Below are 23,575 nucleotides of genomic sequence, written 5' to 3'. Positions count from 1 at the left end.
TAGGTCGTGGTGGCGGCTTCGTTCACGGAAGGATGTAGATCACCGCGAACAGGCCCACCCACACGATGTCGACGAAGTGCCAGTAGTACGACACGACGATCGCCGAGGTGGCCTGAGCCGGGGTGAACTTGCTCAGCTTGGTGCGGATGAGCAAGTACACGAACGCGATGAGCCCGCCGATGACGTGCAGGCCGTGGAACCCGGTCGCGAGGTAGAAGACCGTGCCGTACGCGCCGGACGGGATCGTCAGCCCCTCGTGGATCAGGTTGATGTATTCGTAACCCTGGCCGCCGACGAAGATCGCGCCCATGATCAACGTGATGATGTACCAGCGGCGGAGGCCGAACACGTCACCCTTTTCGGCGGCGAACACACCGAACTGGCAGGTGAACGACGACGCCACGAGGATCACGGTGAACGGGATCGCCAGCGCGATGTTCAGGTGGAAGGGCTCACCGTGCAGCGGCGGCGGCCATTGGCCGGACGCGTTCTGCGCCTTCACGGTGAAGAACATGGCGAACAGTCCGGCGAAGAACATCAGTTCGCTGGACAGCCACACGATGGTGCCGACACTGACCATGTTCGGCCGGTTCAGCGAGTGGACCCGCTGGCTGATGGTGGGAGCTGCCGTTGTCACGCGTCGCATTATGTCCTCTCACGCACGGGGCCCGCCGGGTGGGTCCACGGCAAGTCGCGTGCGTGTCGGGTCACATCTGAACGAAAGTGGGAACAGGGCTACTCATGGGTTTACTAGATCGGCTTCGTGACCTGGTCAAGAAGCCGAAGCTCCCAGGTCTGACCGTCGACACGCCCGGTGTGGAGATCGTCGCGGAGGCTTTCGATCCTGCTGAGGCGGATTCTTCGGTGCTGGCGAGATCACCCGCTTGGGTCGCCGAAGCGCCCGCGATCCTGCGCCACCACTTGAAACTGCCGCCCGAAAAGGTGGCGGAGGCGACATCGATCCTCGCCCAGGACGGCTGGGAGCTGCGGGAACAGGGCTCCGACGGCGGTTTCACCCTGACGCACGCGGTGCGCGTCCAGACCCTCGACGCGCTGCACTGCGCGCAGGAACGGTCACGGATGGCGGGCCTCGCGCAGCGGCTCGGCGGCGACTCGCTGGGCTGGGACGCGCTCCAGCCGTCGGGTGCGTCCACGTGATGTCGGTCATGGCGGATAACATCGCGGGGTCGACATGACTAGACGAGGCGGAGGCGCGCTCATGGGCGAGCAGGCGATGCGGATCCTGGTGTTCAGCCACAAGGCGGAGGTGCGCGAGGCGATCATCAACGCCGTCGGCCGCAGGCCCGCCGCCGACCTCGGCCGGGTGGACTACACCGAGGCCTCCGGCATCTCCGAGGTCCTCGTCGAGATGGACGCGGGCAACGTGGACCTGGCCATCCTCGACGGCGAGGCGCAGCCGACGGGCGGCATCGGGCTGACCCGCCAGCTGAAGAACGAGATCGAGGACTGCCCTCCGATCGTGGTTTCGGTCCGGCGCAAGGACGACCGCTGGCTCGCGACCTGGTCGCAGGCCGACGCGGTGCTCGTCCACCCGCTCGACCCGCTGACGGCCGCCGAGACCGTCGCCGACGTGCTGCGCGCCCGGCGGGTGCCGGCCGTGCACGGCTGAGCCGATGAGCGCGGCCGCCAAGACCTGGCCGTCCCTGCTCAATCAGCTCATCGCGCGCGCGGATCTGTCCGAAGAGGACACCGCTTGGGCGATGGACCAGATCATGAGCGGGGCGGCGACGCCCTCCCAGATCGCCGGGTTCGCCGTCGCGCTGCGCGCGAAGGGCGAGACACCGGCGGAGATCTCCGGCATGGCCGACGCCATGCTGGCGCACGCCAAACGGGTGACGATCGACAGGCCGTCGGTGGACATCGTCGGCACCGGCGGCGACCGGTCCAATTCGGTCAACATCTCCACCATGGCCACGGTGGTGACGGCCGCGGCCGGTGCCCCGGTGGCCAAACACGGCAACCGGAGCGCCTCGTCGAAGTCCGGCGCGGCCGACGTGCTGGAGGAACTGGGCGTCACCATCGACCTGCCGCCAGAGACCGTCCAGCGCAGCGTGAACGAACTGGGCATCGGCTTCTGCTTCGCGCCGAAGTTCCACCCCGCCCTGCGCCACGCCGGCCCGACGCGCGGCGAACTCGGCGTGCCGACGACGTTCAACCTGCTGGGCCCGCTCACCAACCCCGCGCAACCGCGCAGTTCGCTGATCGGCTGCGCGTACGCGGACAAGACCCGCGTGCTCGCCGAGGTGTTCGCGCGGCGCGGGATGACCGTGCTGCTCGTGCGCGGCGACGACGGGCTGGACGAGATCACCACCACGACCACGAGTTCGGTGTGGGTGGTCTCCGGCGGCGAGATCACCGAGCGGAGCTTCGACCCCGCGTCGCTGGGCATCGCCCGCGCGACCGCGGAAGACCTGCGCGGTGGCGACGCGGCGCACAACGCCGAGGTGTTCCGGCAGGTGATGGCCGGGAAGACCGGACCGGTACGGGACGCGGTGCTGCTCAACTCGGCGGCCGCGCTGGCGGCTTTCGCCGGGTTCTCGGGATCGCTGGAAGACGACCTGGCCGCCGGGCTCGCGCGGGCGGCCTCGGCCGTCGATTCGGGTGCGGCGGCCGACCTGCTGAACCGGTGGATCGCCTTCGCCTGACGGGTCTCTCGCGCGTAAGTGTCCTGAACGACCCTTTCATGACACTTGTGGCCCGCCGAGAACCTCCGCGCTCACTCCTCCTGGCGTGCCATGAACGGTCCGTTACTTGCAAATTTTGCAAGTAACGGACCGTTCATGGCACCGGCGTCCGACTACGAAGCAGTACTGAACCGCGCCCGGTAAGCCGTAGGCGTCAGTCCCGTAGCCCGCCGAAGCTGCGTACGCAGGTTCGCAGCGGTACCGAAACCCGACGCCCGCGCCACCCGGTCCAGCCGCTGTTCCCCGCGCTCGATGAGCCGGCACGCCAGCGCGATCCGTTCCGTGGTGAGCCACGCCAGCGGCGTCGTCCCCAGTTCGGCGCGGAACCGCCGGTGCAGCGTCGCCTGGCTGGCGGCCGCGCGGGCGGCGAGGTCGGCGACGGTGAGCGGGCGGTCCAGCCGTTCGCGCGCCCAGGCGAGCACCGGCGCGAGCGAGGTGTCCGGCACCGGCGGCAGCGGACGTTCGACGAACTGCCGCTGGCCGCCGTCGCGGTGCCCGGCGAACACCAGCCGCCTGCTCACCGCGTTGGCGATCTCGGCGCCGTGGTCGCGGCTGATCAGGTGCAGGCCCAGGTCGAGCGCGGCCGCGCTGCCCGCCGCGGTCAGGACGTCGCCGTCGTCGACGAAGAGGACGTCCGGCTCCAGCAGGACTTCGGGATACAGCTCGCGGAAGAGTCCCGCCCACTTCCAGTGGGTCGTCGCGCGCCGTCCGTCCAGCACGCCCGCCCGAGCGAGGGTGAAGGCACCGGTGCAGAAGCTCACCAGCCGAGCTCCCCGCGCGGCCGCGTCGCGGATGGCCGTCAGCACCTCGTCCCGGACCGGGCTCTCCGGATCGGGCCGGTTCGGCACGATCACGGTGTCGGCGGTCTCCATGGCTTCGAGCCCGGCGATGCCGGTCAGCGTGAACATCCCCAGGTGCATGCGCACGGACGGCTCGGCGGCGCACAGCGTGAGGCCGTACCAGGGGCGATCCAGTTCTGGCCGCCGCAGGCCGAAGAGCTCGGTCGCGACCCCCATTTCGAACGGGTTGGACCCCTCATCCACCAGGACGGCGACCTCGTGCGAGAAATCATGCGACATATGCGATTCCTAGCACTCACCGCTCCGGCGGTCCAGCGGCCAGGATCGGATCATGAGCAAGCAACCGATCGATCTGAAGACCGCGCTGGCCGGCTTCGACGAGATCTGGAGCCCGCGGATCGTCGCGCACGTCAACGACTACGACGTCCGCCTCGCCAAGGTCGCCGGCGAGCACGTCTGGCACGTCCACGAGAACACCGACGAGTTCTTCCTCGTCCTCGACGGCACTTTGGACATCGCGCTGCGCGAAAACACGGGTGAGCGGGTCGTCACGCTCTCCCGCGGCTCCGTTTTCGTCGTCCCGCGCGGGACGTATCACAAACCGTCCTCAGTGGACGGTGCGTCGCTGTTGCTGTTCGAGCCGACCGGAACGCTCACCGTCGGCGACAAGCACGACGAGGTCCCCGACCACGTCCATGTCACCGTGGGGCAGGAAATCTAGCCAGGGGAAAACGTCCGGCGGTAAGCACTCGGGCTGGTCCCGCGCAGCTTGCCGAACTGATGCCGCAGTGCCGCGGCGGAGGCGTATCCGCAGGCGACCGCGACGTCCTCAATGGACAGGCGACCCTCCTCGAGAAGCGACTGCGCCCGATCGAGGCGGCGTTCGGTGAGCCACCGGTGCGGCGTCGTACCGGTGGCCGCCGAGAACCGGCGCAGGAACGTGCGCTCCCCCAAACCGCTGCGCCGGGCGAGTTCCGCGACGGTGAACGGCCGGTCCAGCCGCCGCTCGATCCATTCGAGCGCTTCGGCGAGCACGGTGTCGTCCGGCGCGGCGGTCTCGGGCACCGGCGCCTGCACGAACTGCGCCTGCCCACCGACCCGGTGCGGCGCCGCGACCATCCGCCGCGCCAGCGTGGTGGCCGCGGCGACCCCGCGCAGTTCCCGCACCAGATGCAGGCACAGATCGACGGCGGCGACGGTCCCCGCGCTGGTGAGGACGCCACCGTCGTCGACGTACAACGCCTTCGGGTCGACCTTCGCGGTCGGGAAGCGCGACCGGAACTCCTGCTCGTAGACCCAATGGACGGTGCAGTTGCGCCCGTCGAGAAGCCCCGCGTAGCCGAGCGAGAAGACGCCCGCGCAGAAGCCCGCGACCCAGGCGCCCCGGCTAGCCGCGTCGCGGAGGACCTCGAGCACCGGTTCCGGCGGGCTCGCGCTGCGTGGGGCGCAGGTCGGCACGATCAGCAGGTCGGCCGAAGCCGCGAAGTCCAGGCTCTCCAAACCATCGAGCCCGAATCCGGACCAGCTCAGGACGTTCTCGCCGCCGGGCGAACAGACCGCGAAGTCCCAGCCCTCGATGCCGTCGGCGCTGCGATCGGTGCCGAAGACCTCACACGCGACGCCGAGTTCGAACGGCGAGACCTGGTCGGCGAGCACCACCGCGACCTTCTTCACATCCATCGACGCAGTGTGTCATAAGTTTTGCGGTCGATGTCATCTCTGACACTGGTTGAACGCGGACGCGAGGGCGAAAGTGGTCGCCATGAACAAGAACAACCCCCTGCTGCAGTGGACGGCCGCGATGGCGCTGTCCGGCACGATCGGCGCCGTCGTCCTCGAAAGCGGCGCCGACGCGCCCGCCGTCGCGTTCGCCAGGAGCCTCGTCGGCGGCCTGCTGCTCCTGGTGTGGAGCGCGGCTCGTGGCTGGCTCCGCCCGTGGACGCTCACCCGCCGCGACCTGCTGCTCGCCGTCCTCGGTGGACTGTTCCTGGTCGGGAACTGGGTGCTGTTGTTCGCCTCGTACGCGCTGTCGTCGATCTCGGTCAGCACCGTCGTTTACCACACGCAGCCGCTGATGCTGGTCGGTCTCGCCGCCGCGTTCCTCGGCGAGAAGATGGCGAAGAGCCAGCTGGTCCGAGCGCTGATCGCGTTCGGCGGGGTGGCCCTCATCTCACTTTCCGCGCACGGCGCCGACGGCGAACCGGTACGGCTGGCGGGGATCGCGCTCGCCCTCGGCGCCGCCGCGCTCTACGCCGGCGCCTCGTTCATCGCGAAGCAGCTCAAGCATCTGCGCCCGCACGTCCTGGCGGCCGTCCAGCTGGTGACCGGGACGATCGTGCTCGCCCCCGCGCTGCTGGTCACGCCGCTGCCCACGGACACCTCGGGGCTGCTGTGGCTGGTCCTGCTCGGAACCGTGCACACCGCGCTGATGTACGTCCTGATGTACGCGAGCATCGGCAAGCTGCCGACCACGACGGTAGCGCTGCTGTCCTACGTCTATCCCGTGGTCGCGGTGGTGGTGGACGTCCTCGCCTACGGGCACCGGCCGACGTGGCCGGAGGTCGCGGGGATGCTGGCCGTCCTGGCGGCGGCGCTGGCGCCGAAGCGAGCGGCCAAGCCCGAAGCGACGCTCCCCGCCCGCGTTTAGTCCTCTGAATGCGAAAACGGCGCCCTGCTCCCATAAGGGAACGGGGCGCCGCTTCGGCGTCAGAACGTCACTCGTGGTTCGGACCGGTGTGGTACTCGAACACCAGCCCGCCGATGGCGACGATCACCAGGGCCAGCGCGATGATGAGCAGCCAGATGTGGAAGAACGCGAGCGCGACACCGCTCAGCGCGGCGGCCGCCGCGAGAGCGATCGGCCAGTAGCTGCCCGGGCTGAAGAAGCCCAGCTCGCCGGCACCGTCGCTGATCTCGGCGTCTTCCCGGTCCTCCGGGCGCGGCTCGATGCGCCGCGCCACGAACTGCAGGTAGCTCCCGGCCAGGAAGGCCAGGCCACCGGTGAGGATCAGGGCCACCACACCGACCGGCTCGACGCCGTCCCGGGTCATCGTTCCGGTCATGTACGCGTAGATACCCGCCACGACGACGGAGAAGACCGCGACGAGGAAGAAAATCCGTCCTTCGACCTTCATGGACGTTGCCTCACTCCTGTTTCGGGCTCGAACAGCCGGGTCAGTTGGACGCGACCCGCGCGGTGCGGTCGGTGTTGAACGGGGTGGTGGTGACGGCGTAGGGCGAGCACAGGTCGCCGCAGTTCATCGCCGTCAGCGCCTCGGAAGCCGTGTTCGGCTTGCCGCTCTTCGGGTTCACCGTGCCACGGAGCTGGATGTACTGCGCGTACTTGTCCGGCGACAGCGCCCTGACCTCGAAGTTCATCCCCGAGTGGTAGGTGCCGCACAGTTCCGCGCAGCGGCCGACGAACGAACCTTCCTTGTCGATCGAGTTCTGGAAGGTGAAGTCCTGGTTGTTCTTCTCCGGATCCGGCATGACGTCCCGCTTGAAGTGGAACTCCGGCACCCAGAAGGAGTGGATGACGTCGGCCGACCGCAGGTTGTACTGGATCGTCTTGTTCGTCGGCAGGACGAGCAGCGGGATCTCGGTCGAGCTGCCGACCGTGGTGATCTCGGGGTCGTCGTGGTTCTTGGAGTCGCTCTTGTACTTGAACTCCCAGTTCCACTGGAACGCGACGATGTCGACCGTGACGTCCGGGTTGTCCGTCTCGGCGAGCACGCGGTTCTCGGTGGTCGCGGTGAAGAAGAACAGCACGCAGACCATGATCGTCGGGACGACGACCGTGAAGATCTCCAGCGGGATGTTGTACTGGAACTGACGGGGCAGTTCCTCTTCCGCGCCGTCGGCGGTCTTCTTCTTGCGGTGGAAGATCGCGGTCCAGAAGATCAGCGCCCAGACGATGACACCGACGACCAGCGCGGCGACGACCGTCCATGTCCACAGGGTGCGCATGTCGTGCGCCTGCGGGGTCACCCCGACAGGCCAGCCGAAGCGGAGGATCTCGTCCCCGGAACAGCCCGTCGCGGTCAGCATCACCAGCGCGGCCAGCGCTGCGACGCGACCAGCCCGCTTAACCGGGATGCGCTCTGGATTTCCCACTGCGCCTTGCCCTTTCACCCAGAGCCTCCTCGACCGATCTTCTTGTTCACGCGGAGCCTAGCCGAGTTACGGGGCCGCGCTGACCAAGGGGTGACCCCAACACGCGTATCCCCCACCACATCCGGGGGTACACGCCCACCGGCATACTGGGCCCTTCTCCCCGCTCGGCCAACAAGAGGTGTGTGAACTAGACGTGTGCGGCCTGCTTGGACTGATCTGTTCGACCGAAGCCGACGCTGCGAGCGCCCGTGACGCCGTCGACGCGGCCATGCGCTGCCAGCGGCACCGCGGCCCAGACGAGCACGACACCTGGGCCGACGCCGAGGTGGTCTACGGCTTCAACCGGCTTGCCTTCATCGACGTCGACCACGCCCACCAGCCGCTGATCTGGGGCCCGCCGGAGGCTCCCGAGCGCTACACGCTGAACTTCAACGGCGAGATCTACAACTACAAAGAGCTGCGCGACGAGCTGGCCGCCGGGCACGGTGCGAAGTTCGCCACAGAGGGTGACGGCGAGGCGATCGTCGCGGCGTACCACTACCTCGGCGACGACGCGGTGAAGAAGCTGCGCGGCATGTTCGCCTTCATGATCTGGGACTCCCAGGAGAAGGTCGTCTTCGGCGCGCGCGACCCGTTCGGCATCAAGCCGCTGTTCTACTCCGCCGGCCCCGGCAAGGTCGCCTTCTCGAGTGAGAAGAAGAGCCTGCTGGAGCTTTCGAGCGTGCTCGGCGTCGAGGAGAAGCTGGACAAGACGGCCCTGCAGCACTATCTGGTGCTGCAGTACGTGCCGGAGCCCGAGACGCTGCACACCGGGATCCGCCGCGTCGAGTCCGGCACGTCCTTCCGGCTGGTACCGGGCGGCGACGTCGAGTTCACCCGCTACTTCCACCCGCAGTTCACCGCGAAGCCGGTCAACGGCCAGGCGGAGGCGGACGCGCTGTACGAGCGGATCGCCGACGTGATGCGCGACTCGGTCGGCAAGCACATGATCTCCGACCCGGACGTCACGGTCGGCGCGTTCCTCTCCGGCGGTATCGACTCCACCGCGACCGCGACGCTGGCGAAGGAGCACAACCCGAACCTCATCGCGTTCACCAGCGGATTCGACCGCCAGGGCTACTCCGAGGTCGACGTCGCCGCCGAGACGGCCGCCGCGATCGGGGTGAAGCACGTGGTCCGGGTGGTGTCGGCCGAAGAGATGATGGAGGCGATGCCGCTGATCGTCTGGTACCTGGACGATCCGGTGGCCGACCCGGCGCTCGTACCGCTGTGGTTCATCGCCCGCGAAGCACGTAAGCACGTCAAGGCCGTGCTGTCCGGTGAAGGCGCCGACGAGCTCTTCGGCGGCTACACCGTCTACAACGAGCCGATCTCGCTGGCGCCGTTCGAGAAGATCCCCGGCGGGGTGCGCAAGATCCTCGGGAAGGTCTCCACGAAGATCCCGGAGGGCACCCGCGGGAAGGACCTGCTGCGGCGGGGCGCGCTGTCGCTGGAGGACCGCTACTACGGCAACGCCCGCAACTTCCGCGACGAGCAGCTCCGCGCCGTGCTGCGCACCTACCAGGAGGGCGTCGGTTTCAAGGACGTCACCGCTCCCTGGTACCGGGTTTCCGAAGGCTGGGACCCGGTCGCACGGATGCAGCACGTCGACCTGTTCACCTGGCTGCGCGGCGACATCCTGGTCAAGGCCGACAAGGTGACCATGGCGAACTCGCTGGAACTGCGCGTGCCGTTCCTCGACCCCGAGGTGTTCAAGGTCGCGGCGACCATCCCCGTCGACCAGAAGCTCACGCACGGGACCAGCAAGTACGCGCTGCGCCAGGCGCTGGCGAAGATCATTCCCGGGCACGTGCTCAACCGGCGCAAGCTCGGCTTCCCGGTGCCGATCCGGCTGTGGCTGCGCGACGAGATGTACGACTGGGCCAAGGGCATCATCTCCGACTCCCGGACCGACGAGCTGATCGACAAGAAGGCCGCACTGGCGCTGCTCGACGAGCACAAAGAGGGCCAGCACGACCGCAGCCGCCAGCTCTGGGCACTGCTGATGTTCATGCTGTGGCACGGCATCTTCGTGGAGAACCGCATCAAGCCCGAGGTGCCGGAACCCGTCTACCCGGTGAAGCTCTAGTCACGACTCCCTTCGACGGCCTTCACCGTTCACGCGGTGAAGGCCAGCATGGAGGGATGGACTTCGTCCTCGTGCACGGCACGACGCAGGGCCCGTCGGGCTGGGACCGGGTGGCCAAGCTGCTCACCGCCGCCGGGCACCGGGCGATCGCCGTGGATCTGCTGACCCCGGCGGATCTGCCGATCGAGGGCTACGCGCAGCACGCGCGGGAGCAGTACGACGGCGGACGGCCGGTCGTCGTGGCCCATTCCGGATCCGGCGTGCTGCTTCCCGCGATCGCCGAAGCGCTCGACGCGCGGGCGATGGTGTGGGTCGCCGCCTACATCCCCGATTTCGCGGGCGGGAAGAGCCTGCGGGACGAGGCCAGGACCGTGCTCGAACCGGACTGGATCGGCGTGGACCCGACGGCCGACCCCGCGAAGGCGGCCGAATTCCTCTTCCACGACTGCGATCCCGAGACCGAACGACTGGCGTTGGAGAGCCTGCGGCTGTTCAGCCCCGCGGTTCTCGCGACGCATCCCGCCGGGCCCGCGCCGGAGATCCCCTCGACGGTGATCGTCCCGACCCGGGACCGCACTTTGAAACCGGAGTGGATGCGCCGGGCCGCCCGGGACCGGCTCGGCGTGACCGCGATCGAGATCGACGCCGGGCACTGCCCCCACGTTTCGCGGCCCGCGGAAATCGCCGCCATCCTGACCCGGCGCACGTGAAGCGGCTCCGCGTATGTCCGTGAAGGCCTCCTTGAGGGACTCTGGGTCCCTCAAGGAGGCCTTCACGGAACTTCAAGCAAGGCTGCTCAAGCTCACTCCGGCAGGATCGCCGCGATCTCCTCGGCGGACTCCGGGCCGAAGGCGTCCTTGAGGCGGCCCAGGACGTCAGCGCGGTCGAAGGCCCATTCCTGCGTGCCCACGGTTTCCAGCACCAGCACGGCGATCAGCGAGCCCAGCTGCGCCGAACGCTCCAGGGTGAGGCCGCCGTCGATACCGGCGATGAACCCGGCGCGGAAGCCGTCGCCGACGTCGGTCGGGTCGACCTTGCCGCGTTCCGGGACGGCGCCGATCTGCAGCGCGAGGCCGTCCTTGCCGATGATCTCGACGCCCTTCTCGCCGAGCGTCGTGATCCGCATGCCGACGCGGTCGAGGACGTCGGCCTCGGACCAGCCGGTCTTCTGGAGCAGCAGTTCCCATTCGTAGTCGTTGCTGAACAGGTACTTCGCGCCCTCGACGAAGGAACGCACCTGCGCGCCGTCCATCCGTGCCAGCTGCTGCGAGGGGTCGACGGCGAAGGTGTAGCCGCGCTGGCGGCATTCCTCGGCGTGCCGGACCATGCCGTCGGGGTCGTCCGGGCTGATCAGCACGAGCGACAGTTCACCGACGTGCGCGGCGACGGGTTCCAGTTCGATGTTGCGGGATTCGGACATCGCACCGGCGTAGAAGGTGGCGATCTGGCAGAGGTCCTCGTCGGTGGTGCAGACGAAGCGGGCGGTGTGCGCGACCTCGGAGACCAGCACGCCGGCGGTGTCGACGCCGTGCCGTTCGAGCCACGAGCGGTAGTCGGCGAAGTCGGAGCCCACCGCGCCGACCAGGATGGGGCGCTTGCCGAGCACGCCGAGACCGAAGGCGATGTTCGCGCCGATCCCGCCCCGCCGGACGACGAGGTCATCGGCCAGGAAGCTCAGGGACACCCGGTGCAGCTGCTCGGCGACGAGCTGCTCGGCGAACCTGCCCGGGAAGTGCATGAGGTGGTCGGTTGCGATACTGCCGGATACTGCGATCCTGGCGCTGTCTGCCACCGGTTCTCCTTGATCGGTCGGCCTCGCCGAGACGAGGACGGCTAAGTTACCCGCAGGTCATGCCCCATACGGGTTGCTTCGAGCACGGCCATCAACACTACCGGTTGGTAGTGGTGTCCTACTCCACCATGAGTCATTAACTTGTCGTTCGTGACCACTTCCGCGTATCACCTCGAGCCGGAATCGATCGGCGAACTCATCGCCGACTGTGCCGGTATCCCGTCGTCCCTCCAGGCCGAGAACATGCCGCTGCCCCGGCAGATCGCGCCGCCGTGGACCGTGGACGAGCGGTGCCTCGCCCAGGTCGCCGATCTGGACGCCTACGTCTGATCCCGCCGCGGCATGAAGAGCTGCGGGTATGAAGAAGGGCCGCGACCTGGGTGAGGTTCGCGGCCCTTCTTCATGCCCGGCGTGCGTCAGTGGAAGCTGTCGCCGCAGGCGCAGCTGCCCGTCGCGTTGGGGTTGTCGATCGTGAAGCCCTGCTTCTCGATCGAGTCGACGAAGTCGATCACGGCGCTCGTCACGTACGGCGCGCTCATCCGGTCGACGGCGACGCGGAGCCCGTCGAAGTCACGGAACAGGTCGCCGTCGAGCGTGCGCTCGTCGAAGAACAGCTGGTAACGGAGGCCGGCGCACCCACCGGGCTGGACGGCGATGCGCAGGTGCATGTCGTCACGGCCCTCCTGCTCGAGCAGGGCCTTCGCCTTGACGGCGGCGGCGTCGGTCAACGTGACGCCGTGGGTCTCCTCGGCGGTTTCGGCCTGAGCTGCGGCTGCCTGCTCAGCGGTCGTCATGGTTCTCCCTCTGGTCGAACTCGCTGCGGGTACTCGTCTTGCACATGGTCCAACACGTCGGAGTCCCGATCTGTTCCCCTCCATGGTGACATATCGCTCGGCCTGGTGCGTGGCACCGTGACGCCCGCGACTACCCTGGTGGGGTGAGGTTCCTGCGCCGTAGCACCACAGACTCCGCCACGACGGACACCGAGACGCCCGGTAACGAGGCCGTCGAGGTCCAGGCCAAGGCGTACACGCCCGGAAAGGGCAAGGCCACGCCCAAGCGGCGTGAGGCCGAGGCCAAGCGCCGCGGCCCGGTGGCGCCCCCGCCGACCACCATGCGGGAGGCGATGAAGCGGAACAAGGAACTCCGCAAGTCCGCGAAGGCCGACCCGGAGTACAAGGCGAAGCAGCGCAACGCCGCCAAGGAACGCCGCGAGCGGATGATGGCGGGCGAGGACAAGTACCTGCTCCCCCGCGACCGCGGCCCGGTCAAGGCGTACATCCGTGACCTGGTCGACTCGCGGCGCAACCTGCTCGGCCTGTTCATGCCGCTGGCGATCCTGGTGTTCGTCGCGCTGATCCTGCCGTACCCCGACGTGCAGCGGTACGCGACGCTGCTGTGCACCGTGATGCTGCTCGGCATGATCGTCGAGGGTTTCCTGAGCGGGCGCCGGATCGCGAAGATGGTCCGCCTGAAGTTCCCGAACGAGACGGTCAAGGGCACCTCCGTCGGCTGGTACTCGTTCATCCGGGCCAGCCAGATCCGCAAGCTGCGGGTCCCCAAGCCTCGCGTGAAGCCCGGCGACAAGGTCTGAGCAGGCGAAACCCAGGTCGTTAGCCTGCCTAACGGCCTGGGGTAGAGTCGTGCCCATGGAGTTTCGACGACTGGGCCGCAGCGGCCTCAATGTCAGTGAGATCTCGTACGGCAACTGGCTCACCCACGGGTCCCAGGTGGAAGAGGACCAGGCCCAGTCCTGCATCAAGGCGGCGCTCGACGTCGGCATCACGACCTTCGACACGGCCGACGCGTATGCGAACACGGCCGCCGAATCGGTGCTCGGCCGCGGTCTGAAGGGCCTGCGCCGCGAAAGCCTGGAGATCTTCACCAAGGTCTACTGGCCGACCGGGCCGAAGGGCCCCAACGACCAGGGGCTCGGCCGCAAGCACATCATCGAGTCGGCGAACGCTTCACTGAAGCGGCTCGGCACCGACTACGTCGACCTCTACCAGGCGCACCGGTTCGACCGGACCGTCCCGCTCGAAGAGACCTTCCTCGCCTTCGCCGACCTGGTCCGCCAGGGCAAGGTGCTCTACGTCGGCGTCTCGGAGTGGACCGCCGAGCAGATCACCCAGGGCGCGGCGATCGCCCGCGAGCTCAAGGTGCCCCTCATCTCGAACCAGCCGCAGTACAACGCGCTGTGGCGGGTCATCGAGGCGCAGGTCGTCCCGGCTTCCGAGCGTGAGGGCCTCAGCCAGATCGTCTGGTCGCCGATCGCGCAGGGCGTGCTCACCGGCAAGTACAAGCCCGGTCAGGCGCTGCCCGAGGGCTCCCGCGCGACCGACGACAAGGGCGGCGCCAACATGGTCGCCCGCTTCCTCAACGACGACGTCCTCGAGCGCGTCCAGCGGCTCCAGCCGATCGCGGACAAGGCGGGCCTGACGATGGCCCAGCTGTCCGTGGCGTGGGTGCTGCAGAACCCGAACGTCGCCTCGGCGATCATCGGCGCTTCGCGGCCGGAGCAGGTGCACGAGAACGTCAAGGCGGCCGGCGTGAAGCTGGACGCGGATCTGCTCGCCGCGATCGACGAGGCCCTCGACGGCGTCACCGAGACCGACCCGACGCTGACCCGCTCGCCCTGATCCCCCGCGTTTAGTCGACTAAGTGCGGATGCTTTCCGCACTTAGTCGACTAAACGCGTCAGTCGCCGTGCACCCGGGACTGATACGCGATCTGACCGTCGAGGTCGAGGGCGTCGCCGGGGGCGCGTAAGGGATCGATTCCCAAGCCCCGCAACAACCTGCTCGCGCCGGCGACCCGGTCACCGGTCCGGCCGTCGAGCCGCTCCGGCCGGTGGCCGCGCTGGATCAGCAGGCCCTCGACGTCGTCGATCAGCCGGTACGGGTCGTAGACCTGCTGTTCAGGCATGACCACCACCGGGAATCCAGGTCTTCCCGGTGATCCGTTCGTATACCTCGGTGTAGCGCTTGCGGGTCGCCTCGACGATCTCGTCCGGGATGGCGGGGCCGGGCGGCGTCTTGTCCCAGCCGGTGGTCGTGGACCAGTCGCGGACGAACTGCTTGTCGAACGCGTGCTGCGTACGGCCGGGCTCGTAGTCGTCGGCGGGCCAGAAACGCGACGAGTCCGAGGTGAGGACCTCGTCCCCGAGCGTCAGCACGCCGTCGGCGTCGAAGCCGAATTCGATCTTGGTGTCGGCGATGATGATGCCGTTCTTCGCCGCGTGCTCCGCGCCCTTGGTATAGACCTCGAGTGTCAGGTCGCGGATGCGGTCCGCGGTCTCCTTGCCGATGTCGTTCACGACGTCGGCGAAGGTCATGAACTCGTCGTGGCCGGTGTCGGAGATCTTCGTGGTGGGCGTGAAGATCGGCTCGGGCAGCTTGTCGGCCTCGACGAGACCGGCGGGCAGTTCGACCCCGGAGACCTTGCCGTCACGCTGGTATTCGCGCATTCCGAGACCGGTGAGATAGCCGCGCGCGATGCATTCGACCTGGATCATCTTCAGCGGCTTGCAGCGCGTGGCGCGCCCGGCGAATTCGGCGGGGACGTCGGTCGTGGAGAGGACGTGGTTCGGCACCACGTCGGCCATCTTTTCGAACCACCAGGCGGAAAGCTGGTTCAGCAGCGCGCCCTTGTCCGGGATCGGGGTCGGCAGCGAGACGTCGTAGACCGAAACGCGATCCGACGCGACGAGCAGAATGTCGCCGTCGATTTCGTAAAGGTCCCGGACCTTACCCGCGTGAATGTGCTTCATGCCCCGTCCTCGATGTTGTATTCGTAAAAAATCCAGTGGTCCGGCAAGGCCGCCGATTCGCCGTACTCGAGTACGTCACCCTCGGCGGACAAGAACCTGTTGCGACTCAACAGAATCGCCGAACCTTCGGCCACGCCGAGTTCCGCCGCCTCCTCGGCACCCGCCAGCCCCGCGGCGTGCTGAGAATGAGTCGACGCCAGAACACGACCTGTCCGGTCCGCCACGTATTTGACCGTGCCTTCGACGATCCGCACCGGCTCGAACAGCAAAGGAGCCTTCGCCGCGACAGCGCCGTCGAACCACGAGACCGACGTCGACACCGGCCGGCCTTCGCCCGCATACGTGGTCCGTCGCCGACGGATCACCGGAGTACCTTCATCGATTCCGAGCGCGCCCGCCACCCGGTCCGGTGCGGGCAGAAGGCCTGCTTCGCGGATTTTCGCGTAGTGGCCCGGTGGATAGACCTTGCCGGTTCGCGCGATCGAGATCGTCCGATCGTGCGCGGAGCGGTGCAGCGTCCTGGTCTGCACCACTGTCCCGATGCCACGTACCGCGCGGACCAGACCTTCGGCGCGGAGCGTCGAGAGCACCTTCATCGCCGTCGCCATCGCGACGTTCCAGTTCCTGGCGATCTCCCGCGCGGACGGGACCGCGTCGCCTTCCTTGAGCCTGCCCGAAACGATGTCGTCGCGAATGCTTCCCGCGATCTGGAGATACGGCGGTTCGGGTCGATCGACGGCGGGCAAGGTGACTCCTCACAAGGTCGCGCGGTGCGCACAAGCGTTCTAGCACACCAATGGGCGAGCACCAAGGATCCTGCTCACACCCCATTATTACGTACTAGTACACATTCTGGACGGTGCTCTAGTACACCTGTTACTCTCCGCAGAGTTCCCGAAACCCGTTAGGGGGCTCGATGAACCACCTGAGCATCGACGAACTGCTCGAAGAGCTTCGAAGACGCCGGTGGGTCGTCTACATCTTCGGTCCCCGGGAGGAACCGGAGGTCTGTGCCGCGGTGTTCCAGTGGGACACCTGCGCCGACGTCCTCATCCTCCGCGGCGAGGAACGGGCGAGCGCCTTCCGCGTCACCACCCTCGCCGACACGGACGTCTTCCAGCCGGCACTCGTCTCGTGGCAGTACCACTCGACGGCCGACTGGACCCTGCGCGCGGTGCTCACGATCCCGCCTCCCGGGGACGCCGCCGCGCCGATCCAGTTGCTGCAACCACATCCGGACTGCGTCATCCCGATGGAGGCGCGCCAGCCGGTCACCATCCTGCCCGCCATACCGACCAAGGCCGACCAGGGAGATCCCTAACCTCGGCCGATCACCTGCTCGGCGACAACGAGGTCGTGCGGGTAGGTGATCTTGAGGTTCTCCGCGCTGCCCGGAACCCACCGCACCGGCAGCGCGGAGAACCTTTCCATGCACGAAGACGTGTCCGTGCCGACGAAACCCTCACGCTCGGCCGTTTCATACGCCTCGAGCAACGGGGCGGCGCGGAAACCCTGCGGTGTCTGGACGCGGATCGCGCCGGGCAGCGCGTCGGAAACGGTGTCGCCGTCCACGCGCACGACGTCGTCGGCCGCGACCCCGGGCACCGCTCCCCCGTACCGCCGTGTGTCGGCGAGGACGTCCGCGATCAGTTCCGGGGTGACGAGCGGACGGGCCGCGTCGTGCAGCAGTACCGCGTCGATCTCGCCGCTTTCGATACGGGAAGTCAAGTGCCGCAAGGCGTTCAGCTCCGAACCCTGGCGCGTCGCGCCGCCGTGGACGAGTTCGACCTCGCCCGGATGCGCGGCGAGCACCTCCCGCGCGAGTCCGGTGTCCTGTGGCCGGATGACCAGCACGAGCACGTCGATACCGGGCACGCGGGCGAAGGCGTCGAGCGACCACGCGACGACCCGTTTGCCCGCAACCGGCAGGTACACCTTGTTGAGCTTGGCGCCGACTCGGGTGCCCGCTCCGCTCGCGAGCACCACCCCGGCGGCCTTCGTCTGAGCCACAGGCAACTCTGGCACAGGCGGGTGGGTAGGTTGGGCCCGGCCACCGAAGCGATCCGAAGGGGCAGGGCGTTGGACGACGAAATCCTCGAGTTCGCCGAAGTCGAGCAGCCTGATGAACACGCGCGCTCGGCGGCGATCGCCCTGCACTCGAAACTGATCAAGCCTGCCGGGTCACTGGGCAGGCTCGAAGAACTGGGCGTGTGGGTCGCGGCCTGCCAGGGCCAGTCGCCGCCGCGTCCGTTCACCCGGCCGCGGGTCGTGGTGTTCGCCGGAGACCACGGCATCGCCGCGAAGGGCGTCTCGGCGTATCCGAGCGAGGTCACCGCGCAACTCGTCGGCAGCATGCTGACCGGAGGCGCGGCCATCAACGTGCTGGCCGCCTCGGCGGGCGCGAGCGTCCGCGTCGTCGACATGGCCGTCGACAGCGACGCCCCCGCCACGCGGTCGATCGGTGAGTTCAAGGTGCGGCGCGGGTCCGGCTCGATCGACGTCGAGGACGCGCTGACCGACGAGGAGGCGCGTGCCGCCGTCCGCGCGGGCCGGGCGATCGCCGACGCCGAGGTCGACGGCGGGGCCGACCTGCTCATCGCGGGCGACCTCGGGATCGGGAACAGCACCCCGGCCTCGGTACTGGTCGCGGCGCTGACCGGCAGCGAACCGGTGGCCGTCGTCGGCCGCGGCTCGGGTATCGACGACAACGCCTGGATGCGCAAAGCCGCGGCCGTCCGTGACGCGCTGCGGCGGGCGCGGACCGTGCTTGCCGACCCGGTCGCGCTGCTGCGCACCGCCGCCGGCGCCGACATCGCCGCGATGGCGGGATTCCTCGCGCAGGCCTCGCTCCGGAAGACGCCGGTGATCCTGGACGGCCTGGTGGCCTCCGCGGCCGCGCTGGTCGCCGAGGAACTCGTCCCCGGCGCGCGGCAATGGTGGGCCGCCGGTCAGCGCGGCGGCGAACCCGCGCACGCGCTGGCGCTGGAGCACCTCGACCTTGAGCCGATCCTCGATCTGGACGTGCGCCTCGGCGAGGGGACGGGCGCGGTCGCGGCGCTGCCGCTGGTGTTCATGGCGACGCGGGTGCTCGCGGAGATGGCCACGCACGAGCAGGCCGGGGTGAGCGGGCCGTTGATCGAGGCTCCCGCCACCTGACGCGTCTCCGACTTCCGGATGCAATGAAAGGCTCTTTCCTTGCAAATTTTGCAAGGAAAGAGCCTTTCATTGCATCCCGGGCACTCCGACCACCGAAGTCCGTGAAGGCCTCCTTCCTTACGCTCAAGGTAGGGAAGGAGGCCTTCACGGACTTGCTGGCCGGGGATCAGCCCAGCGGGTACATCCAGCCTTCCGGAGCGGGCCGGGTGCCCTCCTGGATCCCGGTCAGGGCGCCGCGCAGCTTCATCGTCAGCTCGCCGGGCTGCCCGCCCGCGACGGAGAACTCGCCGCCCGCGTGCTTCACGTGCCCGACCGGCGTGATGACCGCCGCGGTCCCGCAGGCGAACACCTCGGTCAGCTCGCCGGAAGCCGCCGCCTTCTCCCATTCGTCGGTGGAGATGCGCCGCTCCTCGACCTGGTGCCCGAAGGACTTCGCCAGCTCCAGCAGCGACTTGCGGGTCACGCCCGGCAGCAGCGAGCCGGTCAGTTCCGGGGTCACGACGCGAGCCTCGTCGCCGGAGCCGAAGACGAAGAACAGGTTCATCCCGCCCATCTCCTCGACCCAGCGCCGCTCGACGGCGTCGAGCCACACGACCTGGTCACAGCCCTTCTCCACGGCCTGCGCCTGCGCGACGAAGGACGCCGCGTAGTTGCCGGCGCACTTCGCCTCACCGGTGCCGCCGGGGACGGCGCGCACGTACTCGGTGGAGAGCCACACGCTCACCGGCTTCACGCCACCGGAGAAGTACGAACCCGCGGGCGAGCCGATCAGCGCGTAGAGGTACTCGTTCGCGGGCCGGTTGACGCCGAGCCCGGCTTCGGTGGAGATCATGAACGGCCGCAGGTACAGCGACTCGCCCGGCTTCGTCGGGACCCAGCGGGAGTCGACCGCGATGAGCTCGCGGATCGAGTCGAGGAAGACCTCCACCGGCAGCTGCGGCATGGCGAGGCGCTCGGCCGAGTTGCGGAACCGGATCGCGTTCGCGTCGGGGCGGAACGCGGCGATCGTGCCGTCCGGCTGGCGGTAGGCTTTGAGGCCCTCGAAGATGGCCTGGCCGTAGTGCAGCACGGAGGTCGCCGGGTCGAGAGTCAAGGGCGCGTACGGCCCGACGGTGGCGTCGTGCCAGCCCTGCTCGGCACTCCATTTCACGGTCACCATGTGATCGGTGAAGTGCAGGCCGAAGCCGGGTGCGGCCAATACGTCCGCGACGCGTTCCGGGCTCGCGGGGCTCGGGTGCGGGAGGTGGGTGAACTGCGTCGAGGTCGTCATGACTAAGACGATAACGCTTGGTCGGACCCACGTTAGTCGGACGTCCGCATATCTTTACCTTCCGCGATCTGTCCGTCGGGACGAACACGCGGGGCCTCGCGCCCCTAGGATGGCGGCGTGACGCTAAACCCCATGCAGCCCGCCCAGCCTGCCAAACCTGCCACCGCCGGCGCGGGGCCCGACATCAAGACGTTCGCGACCGCGGTACTGCTGACCTTCGGCACCGGCGTGCTGATGATGGACGGCTGGGCCCTGCTCGACAGCGGCTTCGGCGCGTTCCTCGGCCTGGTCGCCGGCGGTTTCGGCATCTTCTGGTGGAAGAGCATCCACGGCAAGGTGTTCCCGCGCGAGCTGTCCACCAAGGCGGTGGTCATCCTCACGGTGATCAACGTCGTGCTGGTGCTGCTCCTGCTCCTCCAGGTGAGCTAGAGCAACCCCTCGGGGAGGGCGGGCGCGGGCCAGTCCGGCTCCGGCCGGAAGTCGGTCCACGTCCCATCGAAGGGGAAGCGCCCGGCGTCCGCCAGTGCCCCGATCCGTTCGCCCTCGGCGCGCAGCCGTTCCAGCTGACCGGCGGTGATGCGGCCGGCGAGGACGGCCTCTTCCGCCTCGTCCTCGTCCTTCCACTGCCAGCGTCCGCCGGGCTGGACGGCGACGTCGAGGATGCCGTCGATCCGGTCGGGTCCGGACGGTGTGCGCCCCAGCGGGACCTCGAGGTTGACGTACCAGTTCAGGAAGCGGCCCTCGGCGTCGAAGAACCACCAGACCGACGACCATTCGTCGTCGGAGATACGGCGCAGCGTCGAGGTGTCGCGCCAGAAGTCGGCCACCCGCACCCTCGGCACCCGGAACCGCTCCGCCAAGGGCGCCTCGCGGAAGAGCCGCCCGTCGGCGAGCCTGCTGCCGATGATCGGGGTGTCCGCGGGCAGCCAGCCGACGAACGCCGCGCCGTCGTCGGCGAGGACGCGCAGCGGGTGATGCTGGCCGATCGAGCCGTCCGGTCGCAGGAAGCGTTCGACGACCGTGTCGCCCGGGGTCCAGAGAGGATCACGCACGCCTTGCACGGTACCGACGGGCGCGGACCCGCAGAACCAGTTCGGCGAGCGTTCCCACTCCCGCGAGCCCGAGGGCCACGACCGGCCCAGTGAAGGCGGCCGCGACGGCCACGATCAGTCCACAAGCGAGTGTCGCCTTCGGACGTTCCGGGGAAAGCCGCTCCCGGCCGTCGGTGAAGGCGTCCACCGCGACGGGCACGGTCGCCACGGCGACCACCACGGTCAGGACCGGCAGCAGCGAGACCGCGTCGGCCGCGGCGAGGAGCTCGCGGAACGACGTCGCGGAGAGCCCCAGCCGGACCGGCCCGAGCTGGTAGAGGGCGACGGCGGTGATCGCCACGGCCACGGCGCCCACCGCGGCCGCGCGACCCGCGCCGGGGCGGCGGGGCAGCAGGAACGGCAGCAGCACCAGCACGGCGAGGGCGAGCCCTGGCACGGACGGCGGATCCGGCGCGATGAACTGCGCCAGCGGCGGGATGCCGACGCAGATCGCGATCAGGGACACGGCCGCGGCCAGCGACAGGCCGGTGACCCAGCGGGCGGCGTAGTCACCGAGGCGGACACCGGCCAGGTCGGCGACGGTCACGACGACGGCGAACACCGCGGCGGCGGCTCCCGGCGCGGACGGGAAGAGGTACTGACCGAACGTCGTCGCGAAGACCAAGACCAGACCCAGCCGCGAAACGGAGCTCGCGATCCGCTCGGGCCGGGTGTCGCCCACCGGCGGCAGCAGCGCCTCGGCCGCGACGGCGACCACGGCCGCGAACACGGCGGCGGCGAGTACCCAGTAGTCCGCTCCGGACGTGCCCACCGCCAGTGCGATGAGCAGCCCGCCAGCCAGCCGCACGCCGTCTCCCTTCTGGTGTCCTGCGTCGGAAATGCGGCGCGTAGATCGATGGATCCAGGTTTCTGCTGGCAAGGCGCCGGTTCGTCCTCGTACCGGGTTGTACTCGGGCGGACCGGCGACGCTGGCAGCGGGAAGCTGGGCCACCGAGATACGTGCCGGATTTCCGACGCAGGACACTAGTGCACCGAGTGACCCGGTCGGCCCCGCTGTTACCCCAGGTCCTGCTGTCATTAGCATGGCTCACGATCCAACCGGGCGGCCGCCCGGTACCACCGCGAACGCGCGAGGAGCCAGAAGTGACCGTGCCGAAGCTTGCCCTGACCGAGAACGCCGAAGCGGCGCTTGCCAAGACGCGCGCCGACGTCGTCGTCATCGGAACCCTGCAGGGTGAGGACGGCCTGGCGCTCGCCGCCGGCTCCTCCGTCGCCGATGCCGCCTTCGACGGCAAGCTGGCCGAAGTCCTCGGCAGCCTCGGCGCGTCCGGCAAGGCCGACGAGGTCGTCAAGGTACCGACGCTGGGCAAGCTGCCCGCTGGTGTCGTACTGGCCGTCGGCCTCGGCAAGGCGGGCGCGGACGGCGTCACCGCCGAGCAGGTCCGCCGAGGCGCCGGTGCCGCCGCGCGGGCGCTGAGCGGAACCGACCGCGCGTTCGTCACGCTGTCGGCGATCGACCTGCAGGCCGCCGTCGAGGGCACCACGCTCGGCGCGTACTCCTTCACCGAGTACCGCTCCGAGAAGGGCGACGGCCCGCTCGCCAAGGCGGACTTCGTGAGCCCCGAAGCGGGCACCGCCAAGGATCACAAGGCGACGCTGAAGGCCGCCGGCCTGATCGCGGAGTCGGTGATCATCGCCCGCGACCTGATCAACACCCCGCCGAACGACCTGTTCCCGGCCTCCTTCGCCGACCGCGCGAAGACGCTGGCCGAGGCGAACAACCTCGACTTCGAGGTCCTCGACGAGAAGGCCCTCAAGCGCAAGGGCTTCGGCGGCATCCTCGGCGTCGGCGGCGGCTCGGCCCGCCAGCCGCGCCTGCTGCGCCTCGCCTACAAGCCCGCGAAGGCGTCGAAGAAGGTCGCGCTGGTCGGCAAGGGCATCACCTTCGACTCGGGCGGCATCTCGATCAAGCCCGCCGCGAACATGGACCACATGACCTCGGACATGTCGGGCGCGGCCGCCGTGCTCGCCTCCGTGGTGCTGGCCGCGAAGCTGAAGTACCCGCTCGAGGTCGTCGCGCACATCCCGCTCGCGGAGAACCTGCCCTCGGCCACCTCGTACCGGCCGGGCGACGTGCTCAGCATGTACGGCGGCAAGACCGTCGAGGTGCTCAACACCGACGCCGAAGGCCGTCTCGTGCTGGCCGACGCGATCGTGCGCGCGGGCGAGGAGAACCCCGACTACCTGATCGAGACCTCGACCCTGACCGGCGCGCAGGTCGTCGCGCTCGGCAACCGCACCGCAGGCGTCATGGGCTCGGACGACTTCCGCGACCGGATCGCTTCGATCGCGCAGGCGACCGGTGAGGGCGGCTGGGCGATGCCGCTGCCGGAGGAACTGCGCGCCGACCTCGACTCGCGCCTCGCCGACCTGGCCAACGTCACCGGGCACCGCTGGGGCGGCATGCTCGCCGCGGGCATCTTCCTGCGCGAGTTCGTCACCGAGGGCTTGCCCTGGGCGCACATCGACATCGCGGGCCCGTCGTTCAACACCGCCGGGCCGTGGGGCTACACCGGCAAGGGCGGCACCGGCGTCCCGGTCCGCACCATCGCCGCGGTCCTCGCGGACATCGCCGCGAACGGCTGACCCCTTCCTGAACGCGCGTGAAGGCCCCCTTCCCTCGGCTGAGCCGAGGGAAGGGGGCCTTCACGCGCTTCACGGGGTCTGGGGTGGGGGTGGGAGCGGACAGGCTCCCTCGAAGTGAAGTGGGTGGCGAGTGACGATTCGAGT

General features: G+C 68.9%; 28 protein-coding genes. 14 read left to right on the top strand and 14 right to left on the bottom strand.

What is annotated here, in order from left to right; translation table 11 throughout:
• Nucleotides 1-22: 22 nt before the first annotated feature.
• Entirely contained in the window at nucleotides 23-646 is a 624-nt protein-coding gene (locus DMH03_RS27155) for a heme-copper oxidase subunit III (protein ID WP_125787912.1), read from the bottom strand.
• Nucleotides 647-741: 95 nt separating this feature from the next.
• Here DMH03_RS27155 and DMH03_RS27150 point away from each other — a divergent pair, with 95 nt between their 5' ends.
• From DMH03_RS27150 to trpD, 3 genes are all read left to right on the top strand, one after another.
• Nucleotides 742-1,158 (top strand): hypothetical protein, encoded by a 417-nt coding sequence (locus tag DMH03_RS27150; protein WP_125794854.1) that lies wholly within the window; start codon nucleotides 742-744, stop codon nucleotides 1,156-1,158.
• Between the two features lie 61 nt (nucleotides 1,159-1,219).
• On the top strand, nucleotides 1,220-1,630 hold the full coding sequence (locus DMH03_RS27145; RefSeq protein WP_016336048.1) for a hypothetical protein: 411 nt from the start codon (nucleotides 1,220-1,222) through the stop codon (nucleotides 1,628-1,630).
• Nucleotides 1,631-1,634: 4 nt separating this feature from the next.
• On the top strand, nucleotides 1,635-2,666 hold the full coding sequence (gene trpD / locus DMH03_RS27140) for an anthranilate phosphoribosyltransferase (RefSeq protein ID WP_125794853.1): 1,032 nt from the start codon (nucleotides 1,635-1,637) through the stop codon (nucleotides 2,664-2,666).
• A gap of 152 nt (nucleotides 2,667-2,818) precedes the next feature.
• Here trpD and DMH03_RS27135 read toward each other — a convergent pair whose 3' ends face one another.
• On the bottom strand, nucleotides 2,819-3,784 hold the full coding sequence (locus DMH03_RS27135) for a helix-turn-helix domain-containing protein (RefSeq protein ID WP_125794852.1): 966 nt from the start codon (nucleotides 3,782-3,784) through the stop codon (nucleotides 2,819-2,821).
• A 52-nt stretch (nucleotides 3,785-3,836) separates the two neighbouring features.
• Here DMH03_RS27135 and DMH03_RS27130 point away from each other — a divergent pair, with 52 nt between their 5' ends.
• Nucleotides 3,837-4,226, top strand: a complete 390-nt coding sequence (locus DMH03_RS27130) for a cupin domain-containing protein (protein WP_125794851.1) — start codon at nucleotides 3,837-3,839, stop codon at nucleotides 4,224-4,226.
• Here the strand turns inward: DMH03_RS27130 and DMH03_RS27125 are convergent.
• The gene (locus tag DMH03_RS27125) at nucleotides 4,223-5,185 is read right to left on the bottom strand and encodes a GlxA family transcriptional regulator (protein ID WP_125794850.1); all 963 of its coding nucleotides are present in this window, start codon (nucleotides 5,183-5,185) and stop codon (nucleotides 4,223-4,225) included. The genes DMH03_RS27130 and DMH03_RS27125 overlap by 4 nt on opposite strands.
• Nucleotides 5,186-5,267: 82 nt before the next feature.
• Between DMH03_RS27125 and DMH03_RS27120 the strand changes: the two genes are divergently transcribed.
• Complete coding sequence (locus DMH03_RS27120; protein WP_125794849.1) at nucleotides 5,268-6,152, top strand: DMT family transporter; 885 nt, start codon at nucleotides 5,268-5,270, stop codon at nucleotides 6,150-6,152.
• A 67-nt stretch (nucleotides 6,153-6,219) separates the two neighbouring features.
• Here the strand turns inward: DMH03_RS27120 and DMH03_RS27115 are convergent, their stop codons facing one another.
• Nucleotides 6,220-6,639 (bottom strand): cytochrome c oxidase subunit 4, encoded by a 420-nt coding sequence (locus tag DMH03_RS27115; RefSeq protein ID WP_125794848.1) that lies wholly within the window; start codon nucleotides 6,637-6,639, stop codon nucleotides 6,220-6,222.
• A gap of 40 nt (nucleotides 6,640-6,679) precedes the next feature.
• Complete coding sequence (locus tag DMH03_RS27110) at nucleotides 6,680-7,618, bottom strand: cytochrome c oxidase subunit II (protein WP_199749040.1); 939 nt, start codon at nucleotides 7,616-7,618, stop codon at nucleotides 6,680-6,682.
• Between the two features lie 193 nt (nucleotides 7,619-7,811).
• Between DMH03_RS27110 and asnB the strand changes: the two genes are divergently transcribed.
• The gene (gene asnB / locus DMH03_RS27105; RefSeq protein WP_125794847.1) at nucleotides 7,812-9,746 is read left to right on the top strand and encodes an asparagine synthase (glutamine-hydrolyzing); all 1,935 of its coding nucleotides are present in this window, start codon (nucleotides 7,812-7,814) and stop codon (nucleotides 9,744-9,746) included.
• Between the two features lie 56 nt (nucleotides 9,747-9,802).
• Nucleotides 9,803-10,456, top strand: coding sequence for an alpha/beta fold hydrolase (locus tag DMH03_RS27100; RefSeq protein WP_125794846.1), 654 nt, complete (start codon nucleotides 9,803-9,805; stop codon nucleotides 10,454-10,456).
• 92 nt (nucleotides 10,457-10,548) lie between these two features.
• Here DMH03_RS27100 and DMH03_RS27095 read toward each other — a convergent pair whose 3' ends face one another.
• Nucleotides 10,549-11,538, bottom strand: coding sequence for a carbohydrate kinase family protein (locus DMH03_RS27095; RefSeq protein WP_125794845.1), 990 nt, complete (start codon nucleotides 11,536-11,538; stop codon nucleotides 10,549-10,551).
• 141 nt (nucleotides 11,539-11,679) lie between these two features.
• Between DMH03_RS27095 and DMH03_RS27090 the strand changes: the two genes are divergently transcribed.
• Nucleotides 11,680-11,868, top strand: a complete 189-nt coding sequence (locus tag DMH03_RS27090; RefSeq protein ID WP_125794844.1) for a hypothetical protein — start codon at nucleotides 11,680-11,682, stop codon at nucleotides 11,866-11,868.
• Nucleotides 11,869-11,954: 86 nt separating this feature from the next.
• Here the strand turns inward: DMH03_RS27090 and DMH03_RS27085 are convergent, their stop codons facing one another.
• The gene (locus tag DMH03_RS27085; protein WP_125794843.1) at nucleotides 11,955-12,332 is read right to left on the bottom strand and encodes an iron-sulfur cluster assembly accessory protein; all 378 of its coding nucleotides are present in this window, start codon (nucleotides 12,330-12,332) and stop codon (nucleotides 11,955-11,957) included.
• Nucleotides 12,333-12,475: 143 nt separating this feature from the next.
• Between DMH03_RS27085 and DMH03_RS27080 the strand changes: the two genes are divergently transcribed.
• Both DMH03_RS27080 and DMH03_RS27075 read left to right on the top strand, forming a co-directional pair.
• A complete protein-coding gene (locus DMH03_RS27080) occupies nucleotides 12,476-13,132 on the top strand; it encodes a DUF3043 domain-containing protein (RefSeq protein ID WP_125794842.1) in 657 nt (218 codons plus the stop codon).
• A 55-nt stretch (nucleotides 13,133-13,187) separates the two neighbouring features.
• Complete coding sequence (locus DMH03_RS27075; RefSeq protein WP_125794841.1) at nucleotides 13,188-14,177, top strand: aldo/keto reductase family protein; 990 nt, start codon at nucleotides 13,188-13,190, stop codon at nucleotides 14,175-14,177.
• A gap of 58 nt (nucleotides 14,178-14,235) precedes the next feature.
• Here DMH03_RS27075 and DMH03_RS27070 read toward each other — a convergent pair whose 3' ends face one another.
• From DMH03_RS27070 to DMH03_RS27060, 3 genes are read right to left on the bottom strand one after another with little or no spacing between them, the layout of a single operon-like run.
• Nucleotides 14,236-14,463: a hypothetical protein gene (locus tag DMH03_RS27070; protein WP_039795309.1), complete on the bottom strand. Its 228-nt coding sequence runs from the start codon at nucleotides 14,461-14,463 to the stop codon at nucleotides 14,236-14,238.
• Nucleotides 14,456-15,307: a phosphoribosylaminoimidazolesuccinocarboxamide synthase gene (locus DMH03_RS27065; protein ID WP_125794840.1), complete on the bottom strand. Its 852-nt coding sequence runs from the start codon at nucleotides 15,305-15,307 to the stop codon at nucleotides 14,456-14,458. The genes DMH03_RS27070 and DMH03_RS27065 overlap by 8 nt, the downstream gene beginning before the upstream one ends.
• Nucleotides 15,304-16,053, bottom strand: a complete 750-nt coding sequence (locus DMH03_RS27060; protein WP_125794839.1) for a GntR family transcriptional regulator — start codon at nucleotides 16,051-16,053, stop codon at nucleotides 15,304-15,306. The genes DMH03_RS27065 and DMH03_RS27060 overlap by 4 nt, the downstream gene beginning before the upstream one ends.
• A 170-nt stretch (nucleotides 16,054-16,223) precedes the next feature.
• Here DMH03_RS27060 and DMH03_RS27055 point away from each other — a divergent pair, with 170 nt between their 5' ends.
• A complete protein-coding gene (locus DMH03_RS27055; protein ID WP_125794838.1) occupies nucleotides 16,224-16,628 on the top strand; it encodes a hypothetical protein in 405 nt (134 codons plus the stop codon).
• Here the strand turns inward: DMH03_RS27055 and DMH03_RS27050 are convergent.
• Nucleotides 16,625-17,293, bottom strand: a complete 669-nt coding sequence (locus DMH03_RS27050; protein ID WP_125795416.1) for a 2-C-methyl-D-erythritol 4-phosphate cytidylyltransferase — start codon at nucleotides 17,291-17,293, stop codon at nucleotides 16,625-16,627. The genes DMH03_RS27055 and DMH03_RS27050 overlap by 4 nt on opposite strands.
• 93 nt (nucleotides 17,294-17,386) lie before the next feature.
• On the opposite strand from DMH03_RS27050, the gene cobT reads away from it, so the two are divergent.
• A complete protein-coding gene (gene cobT / locus DMH03_RS27045) occupies nucleotides 17,387-18,463 on the top strand; it encodes a nicotinate-nucleotide--dimethylbenzimidazole phosphoribosyltransferase (RefSeq protein ID WP_125794837.1) in 1,077 nt (358 codons plus the stop codon).
• A gap of 166 nt (nucleotides 18,464-18,629) precedes the next feature.
• Here the strand turns inward: cobT and DMH03_RS27040 are convergent, their stop codons facing one another.
• Nucleotides 18,630-19,733 carry a branched-chain amino acid aminotransferase gene (locus DMH03_RS27040; RefSeq protein ID WP_061983126.1) on the bottom strand — a complete coding sequence of 368 codons (1,104 nt, stop codon included), beginning with the start codon at nucleotides 19,731-19,733 and terminating at the stop codon, nucleotides 18,630-18,632.
• Nucleotides 19,734-19,850: 117 nt separating this feature from the next.
• Between DMH03_RS27040 and DMH03_RS27035 the strand changes: the two genes are divergently transcribed.
• Nucleotides 19,851-20,162 (top strand): hypothetical protein, encoded by a 312-nt coding sequence (locus DMH03_RS27035; protein ID WP_125794836.1) that lies wholly within the window; start codon nucleotides 19,851-19,853, stop codon nucleotides 20,160-20,162.
• On the opposite strand, the gene DMH03_RS27030 is transcribed toward DMH03_RS27035, so the two are convergent.
• Nucleotides 20,159-20,785, bottom strand: coding sequence for a DUF402 domain-containing protein (locus DMH03_RS27030; RefSeq protein WP_125794835.1), 627 nt, complete (start codon nucleotides 20,783-20,785; stop codon nucleotides 20,159-20,161). The genes DMH03_RS27035 and DMH03_RS27030 overlap by 4 nt on opposite strands.
• Nucleotides 20,778-21,632, bottom strand: a complete 855-nt coding sequence (locus DMH03_RS27025) for a hypothetical protein (protein WP_125794834.1) — start codon at nucleotides 21,630-21,632, stop codon at nucleotides 20,778-20,780. The genes DMH03_RS27030 and DMH03_RS27025 overlap by 8 nt, the downstream gene beginning before the upstream one ends.
• Before the next feature lie 296 nt (nucleotides 21,633-21,928).
• Between DMH03_RS27025 and DMH03_RS27020 the strand changes: the two genes are divergently transcribed.
• On the top strand, nucleotides 21,929-23,431 hold the full coding sequence (locus DMH03_RS27020) for a leucyl aminopeptidase (RefSeq protein WP_125794833.1): 1,503 nt from the start codon (nucleotides 21,929-21,931) through the stop codon (nucleotides 23,429-23,431).
• Nucleotides 23,432-23,575 lie beyond the last annotated feature (144 nt).

It is taken from the genome of Amycolatopsis sp. WAC 01376 (genome assembly GCF_003947415.1).
Lineage (GTDB): Bacteria > Actinomycetota > Actinomycetes > Mycobacteriales > Pseudonocardiaceae > Amycolatopsis.
Note: the sequence above shows the minus strand (reverse complement) of the source record. Positions and strands in the feature narration are given on the sequence as shown.

Excerpts from the sequence above, each read along its gene's own strand:
- DMH03_RS27150 (WP_125794854.1), top strand. The coding sequence starts at position 742 with ATGGGTTTACTAGATCGGCTTCGTGACCTGGTCAAGAAGCCGAAGCTC.
- DMH03_RS27155 (WP_125787912.1), bottom strand. The coding sequence starts at position 646 with ATGCGACGCGTGACAACGGCAGCTCCCACCATCAGCCAGCGGGTCCAC.
- DMH03_RS27135 (WP_125794852.1), bottom strand. The coding sequence starts at position 3,784 with ATGTCGCATGATTTCTCGCACGAGGTCGCCGTCCTGGTGGATGAGGGG.
- DMH03_RS27145 (WP_016336048.1), top strand. The coding sequence starts at position 1,220 with ATGGGCGAGCAGGCGATGCGGATCCTGGTGTTCAGCCACAAGGCGGAG.
- DMH03_RS27085 (WP_125794843.1), bottom strand. The coding sequence starts at position 12,332 with ATGACGACCGCTGAGCAGGCAGCCGCAGCTCAGGCCGAAACCGCCGAG.
- DMH03_RS27075 (WP_125794841.1), top strand. The coding sequence starts at position 13,188 with ATGGAGTTTCGACGACTGGGCCGCAGCGGCCTCAATGTCAGTGAGATC.
- DMH03_RS27065 (WP_125794840.1), bottom strand. The coding sequence starts at position 15,307 with ATGAAGCACATTCACGCGGGTAAGGTCCGGGACCTTTACGAAATCGAC.
- DMH03_RS27100 (WP_125794846.1), top strand. The coding sequence starts at position 9,803 with ATGGACTTCGTCCTCGTGCACGGCACGACGCAGGGCCCGTCGGGCTGG.
- DMH03_RS27115 (WP_125794848.1), bottom strand. The coding sequence starts at position 6,639 with ATGAAGGTCGAAGGACGGATTTTCTTCCTCGTCGCGGTCTTCTCCGTC.
- DMH03_RS27055 (WP_125794838.1), top strand. The coding sequence starts at position 16,224 with ATGAACCACCTGAGCATCGACGAACTGCTCGAAGAGCTTCGAAGACGC.
- DMH03_RS27130 (WP_125794851.1), top strand. The coding sequence starts at position 3,837 with ATGAGCAAGCAACCGATCGATCTGAAGACCGCGCTGGCCGGCTTCGAC.
- DMH03_RS27040 (WP_061983126.1), bottom strand. The coding sequence starts at position 19,733 with ATGACGACCTCGACGCAGTTCACCCACCTCCCGCACCCGAGCCCCGCG.
- DMH03_RS27125 (WP_125794850.1), bottom strand. The coding sequence starts at position 5,185 with ATGGATGTGAAGAAGGTCGCGGTGGTGCTCGCCGACCAGGTCTCGCCG.
- DMH03_RS27120 (WP_125794849.1), top strand. The coding sequence starts at position 5,268 with ATGAACAAGAACAACCCCCTGCTGCAGTGGACGGCCGCGATGGCGCTG.
- DMH03_RS27070 (WP_039795309.1), bottom strand. The coding sequence starts at position 14,463 with ATGCCTGAACAGCAGGTCTACGACCCGTACCGGCTGATCGACGACGTC.
- trpD (WP_125794853.1), top strand. The coding sequence starts at position 1,635 with ATGAGCGCGGCCGCCAAGACCTGGCCGTCCCTGCTCAATCAGCTCATC.